Annotated in this window: 17 protein-coding genes; 12 read left to right on the plus strand and 5 right to left on the minus strand. The window is 73.6% G+C overall.

Features of this window, described 5'->3' with window-relative positions:
• Positions 1–68: 68 nt before the first annotated feature.
• The 10 genes from ACGFYU_RS13795 to ACGFYU_RS13840 all read left to right on the plus strand — a co-directional run bounded on the left by ACGFYU_RS13795 (position 69) and on the right by ACGFYU_RS13840 (position 11348).
• Positions 69–545 carry a hypothetical protein gene (locus tag ACGFYU_RS13795; RefSeq protein ID WP_393827504.1) on the plus strand — a complete coding sequence of 159 codons (477 nt, stop codon included), beginning with the start codon at positions 69–71 and terminating at the stop codon, positions 543–545.
• 85 nt (positions 546–630) lie between these two features.
• Positions 631–1293: a PadR family transcriptional regulator gene (locus ACGFYU_RS13800; RefSeq protein ID WP_393827505.1), complete on the plus strand. Its 663-nt coding sequence runs from the start codon at positions 631–633 to the stop codon at positions 1291–1293.
• 20 nt (positions 1294–1313) lie between these two features.
• Positions 1314–2060 (plus strand): ABC transporter ATP-binding protein, encoded by a 747-nt coding sequence (locus ACGFYU_RS13805; RefSeq protein ID WP_393827506.1) that lies wholly within the window; start codon positions 1314–1316, stop codon positions 2058–2060.
• Entirely contained in the window at positions 2057–4909 is a 2853-nt protein-coding gene (locus ACGFYU_RS13810; protein WP_393827507.1) for an ABC transporter permease, read from the plus strand. Before ACGFYU_RS13805 ends, ACGFYU_RS13810 begins: the two co-directional genes overlap by 4 nt.
• 105 nt (positions 4910–5014) lie before the next feature.
• On the plus strand, positions 5015–5548 hold the full coding sequence (locus ACGFYU_RS13815) for a bacterial proteasome activator family protein (protein WP_393827508.1): 534 nt from the start codon (positions 5015–5017) through the stop codon (positions 5546–5548).
• 108 nt (positions 5549–5656) lie between these two features.
• On the plus strand, positions 5657–6928 hold the full coding sequence (locus ACGFYU_RS13820) for an MFS transporter (RefSeq protein ID WP_393827509.1): 1272 nt from the start codon (positions 5657–5659) through the stop codon (positions 6926–6928).
• Between the two features lie 55 nt (positions 6929–6983).
• The gene (locus tag ACGFYU_RS13825) at positions 6984–7856 is read left to right on the plus strand and encodes an NTP transferase domain-containing protein (RefSeq protein ID WP_393827510.1); all 873 of its coding nucleotides are present in this window, start codon (positions 6984–6986) and stop codon (positions 7854–7856) included.
• A complete protein-coding gene (locus tag ACGFYU_RS13830) occupies positions 7853–9241 on the plus strand; it encodes a molybdopterin molybdotransferase MoeA (protein WP_393827511.1) in 1389 nt (462 codons plus the stop codon). The genes ACGFYU_RS13825 and ACGFYU_RS13830 overlap by 4 nt, the downstream gene beginning before the upstream one ends.
• On the plus strand, positions 9229–10329 hold the full coding sequence (locus ACGFYU_RS13835; RefSeq protein ID WP_393827512.1) for a potassium channel family protein: 1101 nt from the start codon (positions 9229–9231) through the stop codon (positions 10327–10329). The genes ACGFYU_RS13830 and ACGFYU_RS13835 overlap by 13 nt, the downstream gene beginning before the upstream one ends.
• 41 nt (positions 10330–10370) lie before the next feature.
• Positions 10371–11348: an NAD(P)H-quinone oxidoreductase gene (locus ACGFYU_RS13840; protein ID WP_393827513.1), complete on the plus strand. Its 978-nt coding sequence runs from the start codon at positions 10371–10373 to the stop codon at positions 11346–11348.
• Here the strand turns inward: ACGFYU_RS13840 and ACGFYU_RS13845 are convergent.
• Positions 11338–11904 (minus strand): TetR/AcrR family transcriptional regulator, encoded by a 567-nt coding sequence (locus ACGFYU_RS13845; protein ID WP_393827514.1) that lies wholly within the window; start codon positions 11902–11904, stop codon positions 11338–11340. The two genes, ACGFYU_RS13840 and ACGFYU_RS13845, sit on opposite strands and share 11 nt — an antisense overlap.
• A gap of 88 nt (positions 11905–11992) precedes the next feature.
• Here ACGFYU_RS13845 and ACGFYU_RS13850 point away from each other — a divergent pair, with 88 nt between their 5' ends.
• Positions 11993–13111, plus strand: a complete 1119-nt coding sequence (locus ACGFYU_RS13850; RefSeq protein WP_393827515.1) for an FAD-dependent monooxygenase — start codon at positions 11993–11995, stop codon at positions 13109–13111.
• A 48-nt stretch (positions 13112–13159) separates the two neighbouring features.
• Here the strand turns inward: ACGFYU_RS13850 and ACGFYU_RS13855 are convergent, their stop codons facing one another.
• The 3 genes from ACGFYU_RS13855 to pdhA are packed head-to-tail and all read right to left on the minus strand — an operon-like array spanning position 13160 to position 16583.
• A complete protein-coding gene (locus ACGFYU_RS13855) occupies positions 13160–14431 on the minus strand; it encodes a dihydrolipoamide acetyltransferase family protein (RefSeq protein WP_393827516.1) in 1272 nt (423 codons plus the stop codon).
• Positions 14431–15399, minus strand: a complete 969-nt coding sequence (locus tag ACGFYU_RS13860; protein ID WP_393827766.1) for an alpha-ketoacid dehydrogenase subunit beta — start codon at positions 15397–15399, stop codon at positions 14431–14433. Before ACGFYU_RS13860 ends, ACGFYU_RS13855 begins: the two co-directional genes overlap by 1 nt.
• A 47-nt stretch (positions 15400–15446) precedes the next feature.
• Positions 15447–16583 (minus strand): pyruvate dehydrogenase (acetyl-transferring) E1 component subunit alpha, encoded by a 1137-nt coding sequence (gene pdhA, locus ACGFYU_RS13865; protein ID WP_393827517.1) that lies wholly within the window; start codon positions 16581–16583, stop codon positions 15447–15449.
• A 178-nt stretch (positions 16584–16761) separates the two neighbouring features.
• Between pdhA and ACGFYU_RS13870 the strand changes: the two genes are divergently transcribed.
• Positions 16762–17331: an Lrp/AsnC family transcriptional regulator gene (locus tag ACGFYU_RS13870; protein ID WP_393827518.1), complete on the plus strand. Its 570-nt coding sequence runs from the start codon at positions 16762–16764 to the stop codon at positions 17329–17331.
• A gap of 89 nt (positions 17332–17420) precedes the next feature.
• Here the strand turns inward: ACGFYU_RS13870 and ACGFYU_RS13875 are convergent, their stop codons facing one another.
• On the minus strand, positions 17421–19109 hold the full coding sequence (locus tag ACGFYU_RS13875; RefSeq protein WP_393827519.1) for a hypothetical protein: 1689 nt from the start codon (positions 19107–19109) through the stop codon (positions 17421–17423).
• Positions 19110–19146 lie beyond the last annotated feature (37 nt).

Here is a 19146-nt window from a genome sequence, read left to right on the forward strand (position 1 = left end):
TGAGCGGAACATCGTGCTTTCCCCTCGGACTTCACCCGGGGGAACCCCAGGGACGGGAGGGGCACCCCGTGATCCAGGGCTTCCGCCTGCCGCGCGCGCTGGCCTGTGCCGCGCTGGCCGCCGCCGCGCTCGTCCCCGCCGCCGCCGCGTGCGCCGTGCCCCTCGCCCCTGCCCCCGGCGCCGCCCCGCCCGCCGCCGCCGCGCCGCGTGCCGTCGTACGGGACGACCCGGACCCCGACCTCGACCTGGACCTGGCCGGCAGCGCCGCCGGGGCCGGGCGGGCCCGCCCCGGCAGGCCCGTCGGCGAGCCCGCGAACCCGGAGATGCTGGTGGCCTCGCGGCCGCTGGCCGTACGACCGCACACCGAGCCCCCGGCCCCGCCCCGGGCCATGCCCACCCCGCCCGAGGTGATCAGCGCGTACGGCACCGAGCCCAATGAGCGGGCCGCCGACCTGGCCGCGCACATGCTGCCGCTGGGCACCGGATTCGCCCTGATGGGACTGGGTCTGGGCTACCTGGGCATGCGGCTGCGCCGGGGCCTCTAACCCGGTCCGGCCCGGCGCCTCCCCCTTGCGGACTACGCCTGTGGATGGTTGCCGAGCGTGAGCATACTCGGTATACATACTCGGTATGTCGATCCGCCACGGGCTTCTCGCCCTCCTGGAACGGGGTCCTCGGTACGGCTCCCAGCTGCGCACCGAGTTCGAATCCCGAACCGGCTCCACCTGGCCGCTCAACGTCGGGCAGGTGTACACCACCCTCGCCCGCCTGGAACGCGACGGCCTCGTCGCCCCCGGCGGCGAGGACTCCGCCGGCCACACCCTCTACGCCATCACCGACACCGGGCGCACCGAACTGCGCGAGTGGTACGAGCGCCCCGTCGACCGCGCCAACCCGCCCCGCGACGAGCTGTCCATCAAGCTCGCCATGGCCGTGGGAGCCCCCGGCGTGGACATCCGCGGCATCATCCAGGCGCAGCGGCACTCCACCATCAAGGCGATGCAGGACTACACCCGGCTCAAGGCCACCGCGCTCGCCGCGATCGAGAGCGGGCAGTCCCGCGAACGCGACGACGTGGCCTGGCTGCTGGTACTGGAACAGCTGATCTTCCAGACCGAGGCCGAGGCCCGCTGGCTCGACCACTGCGAAGCCCGGCTCGTACGGCTCTCCCTGCCGGCCGACGGGAGAGCCGCCGCGCCCCCAGCACCCCAGGCCGCCGAAACCGACACCGCGGCCGACGACACCGCAGCGACCGACGCCCGAGCCCGTACCGCCCGCACGCGGCGGGGCTGAACCCTTCAGGGGGACCCTTCATGCCTGACCAGCGCCACGACCGGCAGCCCGTACTGCAGTTGGACCAGCTCGTCCGCACCCACGGCAGCGGTGCCACCGAGGTGCACGCCCTGCGCGGCATCAACCTCTCCGTCTTCCCCGGCGAACTCGTCGCCGTCATGGGCCCCTCCGGCTCCGGCAAGTCCACGCTGCTCACCCTCGCCGGCGGCCTCGACACCCCCACCGGCGGCCGGGTCGTCGTCGAGGGCACCGACATCACCACGGCCAGCCGCAAGCAGCTGGCCGCGCTGCGCCGCCGCAGCATCGGCTACGTCTTCCAGGACTACAACCTGATCCCGGCCCTCACCGCCGCCGAGAACGTGGCCCTGCCCCTGGAACTCGACGGCACCGCCGCCCGCAAGGCCCGCGTCCTGGCGCTCGCCGCGCTGGAGGAGATGGGCCTGGGGCAGCTCGCCGACCGCTTCCCCGACGAGGTGTCCGGCGGCCAGCAGCAGCGCGTCGCCATCGCGCGCGCCCTCGTCGGCGACCGCCGCCTGGTCCTCGCCGACGAACCCACCGGCGCCCTCGACTCCGAGACCGGCGAATCCGTCCTCGCCCTGCTGCGCTCCCGCTGCGACGCCGGCGCGGCCGGGGTCCTCGTCACGCACGAGCCGCGCTTCGCCGCCTGGGCGGACCGCGTCGTCTTCCTGCGCGACGGCAGCGTCGTCGACGAGACCCTGCGCAGCGACGCCGACTCCCTCCTCTCGGGGCAGGCGGCCGGCCAGTGATCTCCTGGTACCACTCCTGGATCGCGGCCATCCGCATAGCCCGCCGCGACGCCTGGCGCTCCAAGGGCCGCAGCATCCTCGTCCTCGCGATGATCGCCCTGCCGATCGTCGGCGTGAGCGCCGCCGACCTGACGATGCGCAGCGCCGAACTCTCCGTCGAGCAGGACCTCCAGCGCCGCCTGGGCGCCGCGGACGCCGAGCTCAGCGTCTCCCACATGAACGTGCCGATCTACCAGAGCCCCGGCGGGGACCGCTCCGCGCCGGTCGGCGGCTACGAGTCGTACGAGCCGCCGTCCAAGGACGAGGACCCGCAGCTGCTGCCGCAGTCGCTCCCGGCCGGTGCCGAGGTCGTCAAGGACAGCACCGGGTACGCCAAACTGCGCACCACGCACGGGCTCCTCGACACCGTCCTGCGCGAGATCGACACGCACAGCCCGCTGGTGAAGGGGCGGTTCACGCTCCTGCGGGGCCGGCTGCCCGAGGAGGCGGGCGAGGTCATCGCCACCACCGCCTTCCTGAAGGAGTCCGGCTACTTCGTCGGCTCCAGCGTCAACCCGCGGGGCACGGACCACGAGTACAAGATCGTGGGCGCGTACGAACTGCCCAGCGCCCTCAAGGACGTACAGCTCATCGCCCCGCCGGGCACCCTGCTCACCCCGCTCGACAAGGCCCTGCAGGCCGCCGGGGCGCCCGGAGTGCGAGCCGATGACAAGTACCTCGTGAAGGTCGGCGGCGCCGATGGTTTCACGTGGAACATGGTCAAGGAGGCCAACGCCAAGGGCCTGCTCGTCATCTCGCGGGCCGTCGCCCTGCACAAGCCCGCCGACTCCGAGGTGCCGCTGTACGCGCAGGAGCCCAAGGACCGGTTCGGCGGCGGCTCGGCCAACGCCGTCGAAATGGCCGTGCTGGCCACCGTCGTCGGTCTCGCCATGCTGGAGATCTGCCTGCTCGCCGGACCCGCCTTCGCGGTCGGCGCCCGGCGCTCGCGCCGCCAGCTCGGGCTCGTCGGCGCCAACGGCGGCGACCGGCAGCACATCCGGGCCATCGTGCTCTCCGGCGGCCTGGTCATCGGCGCCGCTGCCGCCGTCGCCGGCACCGCCATCGGCATCGCCCTCACCCTCGGACTGCGGCCGCTGCTGGAGGAGTACCTCGGGCTGCGCTGGGGCGGGTTCGAGCTCCGCCCGCTGGAGCTGGCCGCCATCGCCCTGCTCGCCGTGGTGACGGGCCTGCTCGCCGCCATCGTCCCCGCGATCACCGCCTCGCGGCAGACCGTGCTGGCCTCCCTCACCGGGCGCCGCGGCGTCCGGCGCGCCAACCGGGTGCTGCCCGTCCTCGGCCTGATCGCCGTCGCGGGCGGCGCCGCCATCGCCCTGTACGGCACGGTGTCCGAGACGGGCTCCCTGGTCGTCGCGGGCGGCAGCGCCATCGCCGAGCTCGGCGTGGTCGCCCTCACCCCGGTCCTGGTCGGCCTGTTCGGGCGGATCGGACGCTGGATGCCGCTGTCCCCGCGGCTCGCGCTGCGCGACGCCGTGCGCAACCGGGGGCGTACGGCGCCCGCCGTGGCCGCGGTCCTGGCCGCCGTGGCCGGCACCGTCGCGGTGGCGACGTACCAGCACAGCAAGGACGTCCAGGCCCGGCACGAGTACGTCGCCGCCCTGCCGCACCACACCGGGGTGATCGAGGTCGCCGACAACAGCTCCTACAAGGACGTCCCGGCCGTGCGCGAGGCCCTGTCCAAGGAGTTCTCGCTGTCCGTACGGGCCGATGTGGACCGCCTGGTGGTCGGCAGGCCCGGCTGTGACACGTACTCCAGGGAGACCGGCTGCGGGCGTGCCGAGATCATCGTGCCCAAGGAGCAGCGCTGTCCGCTCTCCGAATCCCCGCACGGGCCCTCCGACTTCACCCCGGCGCAGGCCAAGGAGCTGCGCAAGGACCCGCGCTGCGCGCAGCCCCGGCACCGGAACTACGTGGAGAACGAAGCGGTCGTCGCCGACGAGAAGCTGCTGACCGCGCTGGCCGTGACCGACCCCGGCGCCGTGGCCGCCCTGAACTCGGGCAAGCCCGTCTCCTTCGACAAGCAGAACGTGAAGGACGGCAAGGTCACCATCCGGCTCATCACCGACCCGGACGCGGCCGACAACGCGCGCGGCAAGGGCCTGGAGAAGCCGGGCGAGGACAAGGTCCTGCCCGTCTACCAGGTGCCCGAGGGCGTCAACGGCTGGGGCTTCAAGCTGATCCTGCCCACCGCGACGGCCAAAACCGCCGGGCTGGCGACGGCCCCGTTCGGTTCGTACTTCGCGCTCGACGGCATGCCCGCCAGCGAGCAGCGCCAGCGACTGGACGGGGTCCTCGACCGGATGGGCGTGGACGCCAGGGTCAGGATCGAGCAGGGCTACCAGGGGACCAACAGCATCGAGATGCTCGCCCTGACCCTCTTCGCCGGCCTGGTCACCATCGGCGCGGCGGGCATCGCCACCGGGCTCGCCCAGGCCGACGCCGAGGCCGATCTGAAGACCCTCGCCGCGGTCGGCGCTCCCCCGCGGGTGCGGCGGACGCTGAGCGGCTTCCAGTGCGGGGTGATCGCCCTGATGGGCGTCCTCCTGGGCTCGGCGGCCGGCATCCTGCCCGCGGTCGGACTGCGGCTCGTCCAGGAGCGCGAGATGCAGCGGTTCCTCGAGCGGGCCGTCTCCATGGGGTACGAGTCCGCGGGCACCGAGATCTACGTGCCGATCGCGATGCCCTGGGGGACCCTCGCCGGGCTGCTGGTCCTCGTCCCGGTGGGCGCGGCACTGCTGGCCGCCCTGGTCACCCGGTCCGGCGGGGCGCTCGCGCGGCGGGCCGCCGGCTAGCCCGGCTGCTCCACCCGGGCCAATCCCGGTGCCCCCGTACAGGGTGGATCACGCCTGTACGGGGGCACACCGTGTGAGTACGAAGGTGTGCGAGAGAATGACGGCATGGAGATGCCGAGGAGTGAACGGTCGCAGGACAGTCCCCCGCACGTCCTGATCGTGGGACAGGACGGGATGGCGGTCGGCGGCGCCGATGACGAGTCGCGCGAGGTCCCGGTGACGGAGATGGTCGAACAGCCCGCCAAGGTCATGCGCATCGGAAGCATGATCAAGCAACTCCTGGAAGAGGTACGTGCCGCGCCTCTCGACGAGGCGAGCCGGGTCCGGCTCAAGGACATCCATGCCGCCTCGGTGAAGGAGCTCGAGGACGGCCTGGCCCCGGAGCTCGTGGAGGAACTGGAGCGCCTGTCCCTCCCGTTCACGGAGGAGGCCATCCCCTCCGAAGCGGAACTGCGCATCGCGCAGGCGCAGTTGGTGGGATGGCTGGAAGGCCTCTTCCACGGCATCCAGACGGCCCTGTTCGCGCAGCAGATGGCGGCGCGGGCCCAGCTGGAACAGATGCGCCGCGCCCTCCCGCCCGGCGCCCCGACCGACGACGACGACGGACACGGCGCAGTCCGCTCGGGTCCCTACCTCTGACCGACCGTTTCGGCAGGATGAAGGCGGGCCCGGATCACGCCCAGCGTGGTCCGGGCCCGCCTTCGTCGTGCGGGCGCGGCCGTGCTCTTGAAGGGGAACCGACCGAACGTGAAGACCTTGAAGCGCACCTTCCAGTCGCTGGCGGTGCGCAACTTCAGGCTGTTCGTCCTCGGGCAGGTGTTGTCCGCCACCTGCACCTGGATGATGGTCGTCGCCCAGGACTGGCTGGTGCTGGACCTGTCGGGGGACTCGGGCACCGCGCTGGGCGTGGTGACGGCGATGCAGTTCACGCCCGTCCTGCTGCTGACGCTGTACGGGGGACGGCTGGCGGACCGGTACGACAAGCGGCACCTGCTGATCCTCGCGAACCTGGCGGCGGCGGTCCTCGCGCTGGCGCTGGGGCTGTGGGTGCTGATCGGGGAGGTGCGGCTGTGGCACATCTGGCTGTTCGCGCTCGCCCTCGGCACCGTGAACTCCGTCGAGGCGCCGACCCGCATCTCCTTCGTGAGCGAGATGGTGGGCGGCGAGCTGCTGCCGAACGCGTCGGCGATGAGCGCCGCGTACTTCAACGTCGCGCGGGTGGTGGGGCCGGCCGTCGCGGGCCTGCTCATCGCCCGCCTCGACGTCGGCGCGGTGGTGCTGATCAACGCCGTCAGTTATCTGGCGACCGTGGTCAGCGTGGTGATGATGCGGCCGTCGGAGCTCCACCGGGCGGCCGCGCGGCCGGGCCGGGCCCGGGTCGTGGACGGGCTGCGCTATATCCGCCGGCGTCCCGACATCATGCTGCCGATGGCCCTGGTGGGCGTGCTCGGCCTGGTCGGCTACACCTTCCAGCTCACCCTGCCCCTGCTGGCCAAGACGGAGTTCCACACGGATTCCACCGCCTTCGGACTGCTGAGCAGCGCGCTCGCGGCCGGCTCGCTGCTGGCGGCCTTCGTGACCACGGCCCGGCGGGGGCGGCCGACGGCCCCGGTCGTGGCGGGCTCGGCGCTGGCCTTCGGCGCCCTGGAGGCCGTCACGGGCCTCGCCCCGAACCTGCCCGCGGCCTGTCTGCTCCTCGGGCTGACCGGCTTCGCGATGATGTACTTCGCGCAGGCCTCGAACCACCGCGTCCAGCTCGGCTCGGACCCCCGCTACCGGGGCCGGGTCATGGCCCTCTACACCCTGGTCTTCCAGGGCACGACCCCGCTGAGCGCGCTCCTCGCCGGACGGCTCGCCGAGCACTGGGGCGTCCGCTGGGTGCTCTACGCGGGCGGCCTGGTCTCCCTCGTCGCGGCCGCGGCCGCCCTGGCGGCGGGCCCCTTCATCGCCCGCATTCCGGTGCCAGAGGAACCCCCGGAACCCTCCACCCGGCCGGCGGACTCCCGGTCCGGCGGATAAACGGCAGGTAAGTGGGGCTCCCCGGAGGGGACATGGCCGCCGCATACTCGGGGGCATGAGCTACGACGCGATCGTGCTGGCCGGCGGCGCCGCGCGGCGGCTCGGCGGGGCCGACAAGCCCGCGCTGAGCGTCGGCGGGCGCGCCCTCCTCGACCGGGTCCTCGACGCCTGCGCGGACGCCGGGACCACCGTCGTGGTCGGCGGCCGCCGGGCCACCGCGCGCCCGGTGCGCTGGGCCCGCGAGGAGCCGCCCGGCGGGGGCCCGGTGGCCGCGCTGGACGCCGGGCTGCGGCAGACCACGGCCGAGCTGGTCCTCGTACTCTCCGCCGATCTGCCGTTCCTGGACCGGGAGACCGTACGGGCTCTCCTGGACGGTGTCGGGGCCGCCGAGGGGGCCCTGCTGCGGGACCCGGACGGCAAGGACCAGCCGCTGGTCGCCGCCTATCGGGCCGAGCCGCTGCGCCGGGAGATCGCCCTGCTCGCCACCGAGCACGGGCGGCTGACCGGGCTCCCGCTGCGCGGCCTCACCGCCGAACTGGACCTCACCCGCGTCGTGGCGCAGCCGTTCGCCTCCTTCGACTGCGACACCTGGGACGATCTCGCCGCCGCCCGCGCCCGGATCAGGGAGCATGGAACCGTGCTGGACCAATGGATCACCGCCGTCAAGAACGAGCTGGGCATCGACGTCACCGTCGACGTCAAGGCCCTGCTCGACCTCGCCCGTGACGCCGCCCACGGCGTCGACCGGCCCGCCGCCCCCCTGACCACGTTCCTGGTCGGCTACGCGGCCGCCCAGGCCGAGGCCGCCGGGGCCGATCCCGCCCGGGCCGTGGCCGAGGCCTCCCGCAAGGCCGCCGACCTGGCGCTGCGCTGGGCCGCCGAGGCGGAGGCCGATGCCGCCGACCCCCAACAGAACGGCTCCGGATGACCCCCACCGATGCCGAAGGCGCCCTGGACCAGTCCCTGGCCGGGGCCGCCGGCTCCGCATCCACCACCGGCTCCTCCCCGGGCTCCGCCACCCCGCCGGCGCGGGCCACGGCCGAGCAGGCCCTGGAGGAGGCCCTGGCCCTGGTCAGCCGCTCCCCCGAGGGCGGCGCCGGGGGCCACCGCGCGAGCGCCTGGCCCCAGGCCCGGGAAGCGGCCGTCCACGCCGGGGCCGGGGTGCGGCCCCGCACCCATCGGGTGCCCCTCGCCGAAGCCCTGGGCGAGGTGCTGGCCGCGAACCTGGACGCCCTGACCGATCTGCCGTCCTTCGACACCTCCGCCATGGACGGCTGGGCCGTCGCCGGTCCCGGTCCGTGGAGCGTCCGGGCGGGCGGCGGGGTGCTGGCCGGCTCCGACCGGCCCGAGCCCCTCGCGGACGGCGAGGCCGTACGGATCGCCACCGGTGCCCGGATCCCCGCGGACACCACCGCCGTGATCCGCAGCGAGCACTGCCGCGAGAGCGGGACCCAGCTCTTCGCCGACCGGCCCGTCCTCACCGGCCAGGACATCCGCCCGCGCGGCCAGGAGTGCCGCTCCGGCGACCTGCTGCTGCCCGCCGGCTCCCTGGTCACCCCGGCCGTCCTCGGCCTCGCCGCGGCCGCCGGGTACGACGAGCTGGCGACCCGGCCCCGGCCCCGCGTGGAGATCCTGGTCCTCGGCGACGAGCTGCTCACCGCGGGCCGCCCGCACGACGGCCTGATCCGCGACGCGCTGAGCCCCATGCTCGGCCCCTGGCTCACCCGCCTCGGCGCCGAGGTCATCGGCACGCGGCGGCTCGGCGACGACCCGGCCGGGGCCGAGGCCCTCTTCCAGGCCGTCACCACCTCCGCCGCCGATGTCGTCGTCACCACCGGCGGCACCGCCTCCGGGCCCGTCGACCACGTCCACCCCGTACTGGCGCGGGCCGGAGCCGAACTCCTCGTCGACGGGGTGGCCGTACGGCCCGGGCATCCGATGCTGCTGGCCCGGATCGGCGACCGGGCCGAGGGACGGCACCTGGTCGGGCTGCCCGGGAACCCGCTCGCCGCAGTCTCGGGGCTGCTGACCCTCGCCGAACCGCTGCTGCGCGCCCTCGCCGGCCGCCGCCGGCGCCCCCGCTACACCGCCACGGTCCAGGACGACGTGCCCGGCCACCCGCACGACACCCGGCTGGTCCCGGTAATGCTGAGCGGCGAGCACGCGGTGCCCCTGCGCTACAACGGTCCCGCGATGCTGCGCGGCGTGGCGGCCGCCGACGCGCTGGCCGTCGTACCGCCGCACGGGGCACGGGCCGGGCAGGACCTGGAGATCCTCGATCTGCCGTGGGCCTCCGGAGGATGTTTCACGTGAAACTTCACGGCTCGGACGCCATGGCCCGCGGCGCCGACGAGAAACTCGTCTCCCGGCGCATCAAGCTGCCCAAGCGGATCGTGGAGAAGCCGCTGCGGCAGGTCACCCGGCGCCTGCTGATGGCCCTGTTCGTGATGGCGCTGACGGTCGTGATCGTGTGGCTGGACCGCGGCGGCTACCACGACAATGCCAATGACAAGGTCGACTTCCTCGACTGCGTCTACTACGCCACCGTGACCCTCTCGACCACGGGCTACGGCGACATCGTCCCGTACAGCGACAGCGCGCGGCTGGTCAACATCCTGCTGATCACCCCGCTGCGCGTGCTGTTCCTGATCATCCTGGTCGGCACCACCCTGGAGGTCCTGACCGAACGGACCAGGGAAGAGTGGCGGCTGAACCGCTGGAGGAAGAACTTGCGTGAGCACACGGTCGTCGTGGGCTTCGGCACCAAGGGCCGCTCGGCCCTGCAGACGCTGCTGGCCACCGGCCTCTCCAAGGAACAGGTCGTCGTCGTCGACCCCAGCGCCAAGGTGATCGACATGGCCAACGCGGAGGGCTTCACGGGTGTGGTCGGCGATGCCACCCGCTCCGACGTACTGCTGCGCGCCGAGCTCCAGAAGGCCCGTCAGATCGTCATCGCCACCCAGCGGGACGACACGGCGGTACTGGTCACGCTGACGGCCCGGCAGCTCAACCGCGGCGCGAAGATCGTCGCGGCGGTGCGCGAGGAGGAGAACGCTCCGCTGCTGCGCCAGTCGGGCGCGGACGCGGTCATCACGAGCGCGAGCGCGGCCGGCCGGCTGCTGGGCCTGTCGGTGATCAGCCCGAGCGCGGGCACCGTGATGGAGGACCTGATCCAGTCGGGCAGCGGCCTCGATCTCATCGAACGCCCCGTCAACCGCGCCGAGGTGGGCAAGTCCGTCCGGGACACGGACGATCTGGTGGTGAGCGTGCTGCGCGGGCACCGGCTGCTGCCGTACCACGACCCGCACGCGAGCCCGCTCCAGCTGACGGACCGTCTCATCACCATCGTGCGGGCGGCGCCGCAGTCCTCGCCGCCGGTGACGCTGGGGCCCACCGAGTAGTTGCTGTTCCGCCCCGGCCGGTTGGCGGTAGCCTCCGGGCCATGCATGCGATCACCATCGAGCAGCCCGGCGGGCCCGAGGCCCTCGTCTGGACCGACGTACCCGATCCGGTGGCGGGCGACGGCGAGGTCCTCGTCGAGGTCGCGGCGAGCGCCGTGAACCGCGCCGACATCCTCCAGCGGCAGGGGTTCTACGACCCCCCGCCCGGCGCCTCCCGCCACCCGGGCCTGGAGTGCTCGGGGCGGATCGCCGCGATCGGGGCGGGGGTGTCCGGCTGGGCGGTGGGCGACGAGGTGTGCGCCCTGCTGAGCGGCGGCGGGTACGCGCAGAAGGTGGCCGTCCCGGTGGGCCAGCTGCTGCCGGTGCCGGCGGGCGTGGACCTGGTGACGGCGGCCGCGCTGCCCGAGGTCGTCACGACGGTGTGGTCGAACGTGTTCATGGTGGCCGGGCTGCGGCCCGGCGAGACCTTGCTGGTGCACGGCGGGTCCAGCGGCATCGGGACGATGGCGATCCAGCTGGCCAAGGCGGTGGGCGCGACCGTCGCGGTGACGGCGGGCGGCCCGGAGAAGCTCGCGCGCTGCAAGGAGCTGGGCGCCGACATCCTGATCGACTACCGCGAGCAGGACTTCGTGGCGGAGCTGAAGGCGGCCACGGGCGGGGCCGGGGCGGACGTGATCCTGGACATCATGGGCGCCAAGTACCTGTCCCGGAACGTGGACGCCCTCGCCGTGAACGGCCGGCTGGCGATCATCGGGCTCCAGGGCGGGGTGAAGGCGGAGCTGAACCTCGGCGCGCTGCTCGCCAAGCGTGCGGCGATCACCGCCACCACGCTGCGGGCCCGCCCGCTGGAGGAGAAGGCGGCCATCGTCGCGGCCGTACGGGAGCACGTGTGGCCGCTGGTGGCGGCGGGGCGGGTGCGGCCGGTGGTGCACGCGACGTTCCCGATGGCCCAGGCGCCCGAGGCGCACCGGGTCATGGAGTCGAGCAGCCACGTGGGCAAGCTGCTGCTCACGGCCTGAGGGCGGCGGCGACGAGCCCCTCCAGGTCGTCGCGGTCGACGGTCTCGGCGCCGGTCAGCAGCCGGTCGAGGATCAGCCCGTCCACGCAGGACAGCAGGGTGTGGGTGCGGGCGTCCGGGTCGCCGCCGGAGCCGTGCGCGGCCAGGAAGGCCCGTACGGCCTCCCGGCCGGCGTTGTCGCGCGGGACCAGGATCTCGCGGAGCTCCGGATCGCGGACGCTCTCGGCGGCGCAGGTGTAGCGGGCGAGGGAGCGGCGCCGGCCCTCCCCCGTCAGCCGGAGCCGGGCCAGGGCGGCGAAGCCGTCGACGAGCTCGGCCGCGGTGCGCAGGGGCGGGGCGGCCGCTCCGGCGGCCTGCAGTTCGGCCTGGTCCCGGGCCACGAGGCGGCGTACGAGCGCGGTCAGCAGGGCGGCCCGGGTGCGGAAGTAGGCCGAGGTGGTTCCGGGCGGCAGCGCGGCGGCCCGGTCCACGGCGCGGTGGGTCAGCCCGCGCATGCCGGCGTCGGCCAGGACTTCGATGGCCGCGTCGGCCAGGACGGTTCGGCGTTGTTCGCTCACCCCCCATTTCTACACCTGTAGAAGGCGCGGAGTACGCTGCGCCCCAGGACTTCTACATCTGTAGAAAGAAGGGGGCTGGGTGATGGGCATGGGCACGGGCAAAAGGGCCGTGGTGGTCGGCGGGGGCATCGGCGGGCTCGCAGCCGCCATCGGACTGCACCGCACGGGGTGGGAGGTGACCGTACTGGAGCGGGCCGCCGTCCTGGACGACGCGGGCGCCGGGATCTCGCTCGCCGCCAACGGGATCCGCGCACTGGACGCGCTGGGCGTGGGCGGGGCCGTACGGGAGGCCGCGCGCCGGCAGTACACGGGCGGGACCCGGACGCCCGACGGGGCCTGGCTCTCCCGGATGGACGGCGCGGCCCTCGAACGCGCCCTCGGCATCCCGATGACCGGCATCCCGCGGGCGGAGCTGCACCGGCTGCTGCGGGAGGCGCTCCCGGCGTCCTGCCTGCGGACCGGGGTCGGTGCGCTGTCCGCCGGGGACGGCGCCGATCTGCTGGTGGCCGCCGACGGGGTGCGCAGCGGGATCCGGGCGGAACTCTTCCCCGAGCACCCCGGGCCGGTGCACAGCGGGTCGACCGTGCTGCGTGCGATCACCGCAGAACCGGTGGCCCTGGACACGGACTTCGAGCTGACGTGGGGGCCGGGGGCGGAGTTCGGCCACATCGGCTTCGCCGACGGGCGGGCGGAGTGGCACGCGGTGCTGGCCTCCCCGCCGGGGGTCCGCCACGCGGACCCGCTGTCCGTGCTCCGGGCCCGCTTCGGGGGGTGGCGCCACCCCGTCCCCGCCCTGCTGGCCGCGACCCGGCCCGAGGACGTCCTGCACCACGACGTGTCCGAACTGGTGGCGCCGCTGCCCTCGTACGCGGTGGGGCGGGTGGCGCTGCTGGGGGACGCGGCGCACGCCATGACGCCCAATCTGGGGCAGGGGGCCTGCCAGGCGCTGGAGGACGCGGTGGTCCTGGCCGCGGAACTGGCCGCCGGGCCTTCGGTGGAGGCGGCGCTGGCCCGCTACGACGCCGTGCGCCGGCCGCGGGCGTCGGGGGTGGCGCGGGCGGCCCGCCGTGCCGGCCGCCTGGGCCACCAGTTGTCCCACCCCGTGGCGGTGCGGGCCCGCAACACGGCCCTGCGCCTGGCCCCTTCGGGAGCCACCCTCCGCGCCATCCTCACCCACGCGACGTGGACCCCGCCGCCGCTTCCCTGACGGGGGGGTTGCCGCTGCGCGGACCGGCTCCGCGCAGCGGCCCTGGACCTACAGGCTGCGCAGCAGGACCGCCGGGGATTCGACGCAGTCGGCTACGTAGCGGAGGAAGCCGCCCGCCGTGCCGCCGTCGCAGACCCGGTGGTCGAACGTCAGCGACAGCTGCACGACCTGCCGGACGGCCAGCTCGCCGTTGTGCACCCACGGCTTCGCGATGATCCGGCCGACGCCGAGCATCGCCGCCTCCGGGTGGTTGATGATCGGCGTCGAGCCGTCGACCCCGAACACCCCGTAGTTGTTCAGCGTGAACGTCCCGCCCGTGAGGTCGGCCGGGGACAGCTTCCCGGCCCGGGCCAGCTCCGTCAGCCGGGCGAACTCCGCCGACAGGGACTCGGGATTGCGGCTCTGGGCATCGCGGACCACCGGCACCATCAGGCCCCGATCGGTCTGCGCGGCGAAGCCGAGGTGGACGGCCGGGAGCCGGACGATCTCGCCCGCCGCCAGGTCCACCGTGGAGTTGAGCTCCGGGTAGCGGGCGAGCGCCGCCGTGCAGATCCGGGCCAGCAGCGCGAGCACCGAGATCTTGGGGCCGCCCACCGCGTTCATCGCGGCCCGTGCCGCCATCAGCTCGGTGGCGTCCGCGTCGACCCAGCAGGTGGCGTCCGGGATCTCCCGGCGGCTGCGCGACAGCTTCTCGGCGACCGCGCCCCGCACGCCCTTGAGCGGAATCCGCTCCCCCTGGGCGATCGGGGCAGCCGCCACCGGCTCCGGCGTCCGCAGCGCCGCCTCCACGTCCGCCCGCAGGATCAGCCCCTCGGGCCCCGACCCGCGCAGCGCGCGCAGGTCGACCCCGTTGTCCTTGGCCAGCTTCCGCACGAGCGGCGAGATCACCGCCACCGGGCCGGCCGGCGCCACGGCGGGCGCGGCAGGAACCACCGGCGCCGCGACCTCGGCGGTGACGGGTCGCACCCGTCGCCGACGCGCCGGGCGCGAGTGGTCCGTGCCGTAACCGATCAGGGGCCGGGGCAGGCTGCCGGAGCCTTCGGCTTCGGCCGCCGGCGCCTCCGGGAGCGCCACCGCCCCCACCGCCACGGTGATCAGCGGAGCCCCGACCGGCAGCTCCTGGCCCTCCTCGCCGAAGCGGGCGGTGACGACGCCGCCGTAAGGGCAGGGCACCTCCACCATCGCCTTGGCCGTCTCGACCTCGACGACCGGCTGGTCGACGGCGACGACATCGCCCACCGCCACCAGCCAGCGCACGATCTCGGCCTCGGTCAGGCCCTCCCCGAGGTCGGGGAGCTTGAACTCCATTACCTGCGGCATCAGTTCTCCCACTGCAGGCGGGCCACGGCGTCCAGGATCCGGTCCACTCCCGGCAGGTGGTGCTTCTCCAGCATCGGCGGCGGATACGGGATGTCGAAGCCCGTCACCCGCAGCACCGGCGCCTCCAGGTGGTGGAAGCACCGCTCCGTGACGCGAGCGGCGATCTCCGCGCCCGGTCCGCCGAAGCCGCCGGCCTCGTGGACCACCACCGCACGGCCGGTCCTGCGTACGGACTCCACGACCGTGTCCTCGTCGAACGGGACCAGGGAGCGCAGGTCCACGACCTCCAGCTCCCAGCCCTCCTCGCGCGCCGCCTCGGCCGCCTCCAGGCACAGCGGCAGCGAAGGCCCGTAGGTGATCAGCGTCGCGCTCGTGCCCGCCCGCCGGACCAGGGCCTTGCCGATGCCCGGTACGGCGGCGGGGGCCTCCGGATTCCACTCCGCCTTCGACCAGTAGAGCCGCTTCGGCTCCAGGAAGACCACCGGGTCGTCGCTCGCGATCGACGCGCGCAGCAGCCCGTACGCGTCCTCGACCGTCGCCGGGGTCACCACGTGCAGGCCGGGCGTGGCCACGTAGTACGCCTCGGAGGAGTCGCAGTGGTGCTCCACGCCGCCGATCCCGCCGCCGTACGGCACCCGGATGGTGATCGGCAGCGGCATCGCGCCGCGCGTGCGGTTGCGCATCTTCGCCACGTGCGAGATCAGCTGCTCGAAGGCCGGGTAGGCGAACGCGTCGAACTGCATCTCGACCACCGGCCGCAGCCCGTACATGGCCATGCCGACCGCCGCGCCGAGGATCCCGGCCTCCGCGAGCGGGGTGTCCGTGCACCGGTCCTCGCCGAACTCCTTCGCGAGCCCGTCCGTGATCCGGAAGACCCCGCCGAGCGTCCCGACGTCCTCGCCCATCACGTGGACCGTCGGGTCCTCCGCCATCGCGTCGCGCATCGCCCGGGTCAGGGCCTGCGCCATCGTCGCCGGCTTGACCCCCGGGTTCGCGGACTTCGCCGCCACCGTCGTCACTCCTGGCCCTCGGCTTCCAGCTCGGCGCGCAGCATCGCGGCCTGCTCGCGCAGTCGGCCGGTCTGCTCCGCGTAGACGTGCGCGAAGAGGTCCATCGGGTCCAGCACCGGATCCGCGTTCATGCCCTCGCGGAGCGACGCGGCCATCGTCTCGGCGGCGTCGCGCGCCTCCTGGATGCCCGCCTCGTCGAGGATCCCGCGCGCGGTCAGCTCGCGCTCCAGCAGCTCCACCGGGTCGTGCGCCTTCCAGGCCTCGACCTCGGCGTCGCCGCGGTAGCGGGTGGCGTCGTCGGCGTTCGTGTGGGCCTCCATCCGGTACGTGACGGCCTCGATCAGGGTCGGCCCGCCGCCGGCCCGGGCCCGCCGGACCGCCTCTGTCAGCACCTCGTGCATCGCGGCGATGTCGTTGCCGTCGACCAGCCGGCCGGGCATTCCGTAGCCCACGGCCTTGTGGGCCAGCGTCGGGGCGGCGGTCTGCTTGGCGAGCGGGACGGATATCGCGAAGCCGTTGTTCTGGACGAGGAAGACCACCGGCGCCTGCCAGACGGCGGCGAAGTTCAGCGCCTCGTGGAAGTCGCCCTCGCTGGTGCCGCCGTCGCCGACCATGGCCAGGGCGACGACGTCGTCGCCGCGCAGCCGGGCCGCGTGCGCCAGGCCCACCGCGTGCGGCAGCTGGGTGGCGAGCGGGGTGCACAGCGGGGCTATCCGGTGCTCGTGCGGGTCGTAGCCGGTGTGCCAGTCGCCGCGCAGCAGGGTCAGCGCCTGTACGGGGTCGAGCCCGCGGGCCACGGCCGCCAGGGTGTCGCGGTAGCTCGGGAACAGCCAGTCCTGGTCCTCCAGGACCAGCGCGGCCGCGATCTCGCAGGCCTCCTGGCCCACGGTGGAGGGGTAGACGGCGAGCCTGCCCTGCCGCGTCAGCGCGGTGGCCTGGGCGTTGTAGCGGCGTCCGCGCACCAGCTCGGCGTAGCAGCGGCGCATCAGCGCCGGGTCGAGCCGGTCTGCTCCCGGAGTGCCCAGCACCCGGTAGGGCTCGGGGTCCGGGAGCAGCGGGGCGGCATCCGTACGGGGCCTCCAGGCGGGCGGCGGGGTGGGTCGGTGGGACGCACCGGCACCGGGCAGCTCTTGGACCGTCATGGCGGCGTACACCTCCTCGTGGGAAGCGGGCAGGGTGGCGCACGGGTGTGAGGCGCCTCACCTACCGATTGTTCGGTTGTCCGCGCAATTTGGCTACATGCGGCTCCAGGCTGTGGACAAACTGGCGCCGGGGCCCTGGGATGGGTGCAGGACGTCCAGGAGAGGGAGGCATCGGCCAATGCCGGATGAACAAATGGCCGGAGGTGGTTCCGCACCGGTCCCGCCGGGGGCTACCCCGGGTACCCCACCGGTACCTCCCGTTCCGCCACGCCCCCTGGATCCGATCGACCGGTCCATCGTGCGGCTGCTCCAGGCGGACGGCCGTGCGTCGATACGCTCGGTGGCCGAACAGGTGCACGTCTCGCGGGCGAACGCCTACGCCCGGATCAACCGGCTCATCGACGACGGGGTGATCCGCGGGTTCACCGCCCGGGTCAACCACGAACGCGCGGGCCAGGGCGCTTCCGCCTATATCACCCTGAAGATCGTCCAGAACTCCTGGCGCACGGTCCGCGAGCAGTTGCGCGAGCTCCCGGGCGCCGCGCACATCGCGCTGGTGAGCGGGGATTTCGATGTCCTGCTGCTGGTCCACACGCCTGACAACCGCACCCTGCGCGAGCTGGTCCTGACCCGCCTCCAGGCCATCCCGGAGGTGCTCTCCACGCGCACGCTGCTGGTCTTCGAGGAAACGGATCTGCTGGCCCCGGGCCCGGGCCCGGTCGGCGGCCCGACGATCTCGGAGGAATAGCCCCCCCCGTACGGGAAACGCCCCGGGGGCGGCCTGGAGGGCCGTTCCCGGGGCGCTGTGGGCCTGTGCGCGGGGTCCGCGCGGCAGGATCAGCCCTTGTCGTAGTAGCCGAAGATGTCGACGATGACGTCGGTGTTGCCCGGGCTCCAGTTGAAGAAGTCCACGATGCCGTTCTTGCCGCTGCTCGCCTGGACCAGGTTCGGGACGGTCTTGCCGGCCGTCCAGTTCAGGTTTGACGAGTTGGGCACGGGCACCTCGACGTCCGTGTGGTTCTCGTACTGCTCCGCCGAGTTCGGGTCGGGGGCGACCGAGAGGTGGCCGTGCTCGGTCGTGTTGGTGACCGTGGTGTTCAGGACGAATCCGGTGGTGTTGGGATTCCTCGTGGACAGCGGCATGATCAGGTACTCGAAGGCCTGCAGCGGCCCGGAGTTCCAGTTCGCGTCACCGCGGGTGTCGATCAGCCGCTCCGGCGCCACCGGCATGTAGGAGCTGGTGCTCGCGGGGCTGTAGTAGCCCACGACGTCGACGATGACGTGGGTCCCGGAACCGGAGCCGTTGCGGACGTTGATCTTGCCGTCGGCGCTCACCGGCACGATCACCGCGTTGGCGATGGTCTGGCCGGCGCTGAAGTTCAGGTTCGACGTGGACGAGGCAGCCTGGCCCGCCGGGTAGACGGTCAGGTGGCCCGCGGCCTGCGGCTCGGTGGTGGTCACGTTGAGCGCCACCGCCGTCACGCCGGCCGGAACCCCGCCGCGGCCGCTCATCTGCGCGGTGAACGTCCCGAATCCGGGCACCAGGCCCTTGGCGGTGCCGTTGCCCTCGCGGGTGTCGACGAGGCGGGCCGGGTCCAGCGGGGTGTAGCCGCTGGAGGCGGTGCGGGTGAAGTAGCCGGTGACGTCGGCGATCAGGTCGACCGCGCCGCCGCCGCTGTTGTACAGCTCCACGAGGCCGTCCTTGCCGACCGGCACGATCACCATGTTCGGGACCGTCTGGCCGGCGGCGAAGTTGACGTTCGACGTGGTCGGCCGGTCTCCGCCCGAGGCGTAGACCCGGATGTGCCCGGCCGTGGCCGGGTTGGTGACGGTGACGTTCAGGGCCACGGCGGTGACCCCGGCCGGGATCTGGGCGTTGCCGGCGATCTTGACCTTGGTCGTGCCGAAGCCCGGGACCTTGGCCTTCGTCCCGCCGATGCCCTCACGGGTGTCCAGCAGGCGGGTGGGCGTGTGCGGGGTGAAGTCCGAACCCGCCGTCATGATCGAGAAGTCGTTGACGTACTCGGCCTGGTTCGCGGCGTCCGTCACGGTGACCTTGACGGTGTACTCGCCGAGCTCCGCGTACGTGTGCTTCTTGTTCAGCACGACGGAACCGGAAGCGGCGACCACGTCCTTCGTCCCGTCGCCCCACTCGATCGTGACGTTCAGCGAGGCGGGCACGCTCGTGATGGTGGTCGTCAGGTCGAGCCCGTGCGCCGTCTTGCTCTCGGCCTTCAGCGTGAACGACAGGTCCGGGTTGTCGCCGGCGGCCTGCGGGGCGGCGGCCGCCGTGCCCTTGGCCTGCGGCAGCGCGCGGCGGACCGTACGGTCGGCCGGGCTGGTGAAGGTCTTGAAGTTGGTGCTTCCGGCCTTGCTCAGGTCGACGTCGGGGATGGACGCCCCGTGCGTCCCCTTGCCCTGCGCCGCGGGCCCGGCCGGACCGGCCGCCTGGGCGATGCCCGGTATGAAACCAACGCTCGCCGCGACGATCACGGCGGCGGAAACTACGAGTCGGCGATTGCGCACCGGCCCCCCATGTGTGGTTGTGAAGGCATGTGTGAGC

This window comes from Streptomyces sp. NPDC048337 (genome assembly GCF_043201175.1).
In the GTDB taxonomy this organism is placed as follows: Bacteria; Actinomycetota; Actinomycetes; order Streptomycetales; family Streptomycetaceae; genus Streptomyces.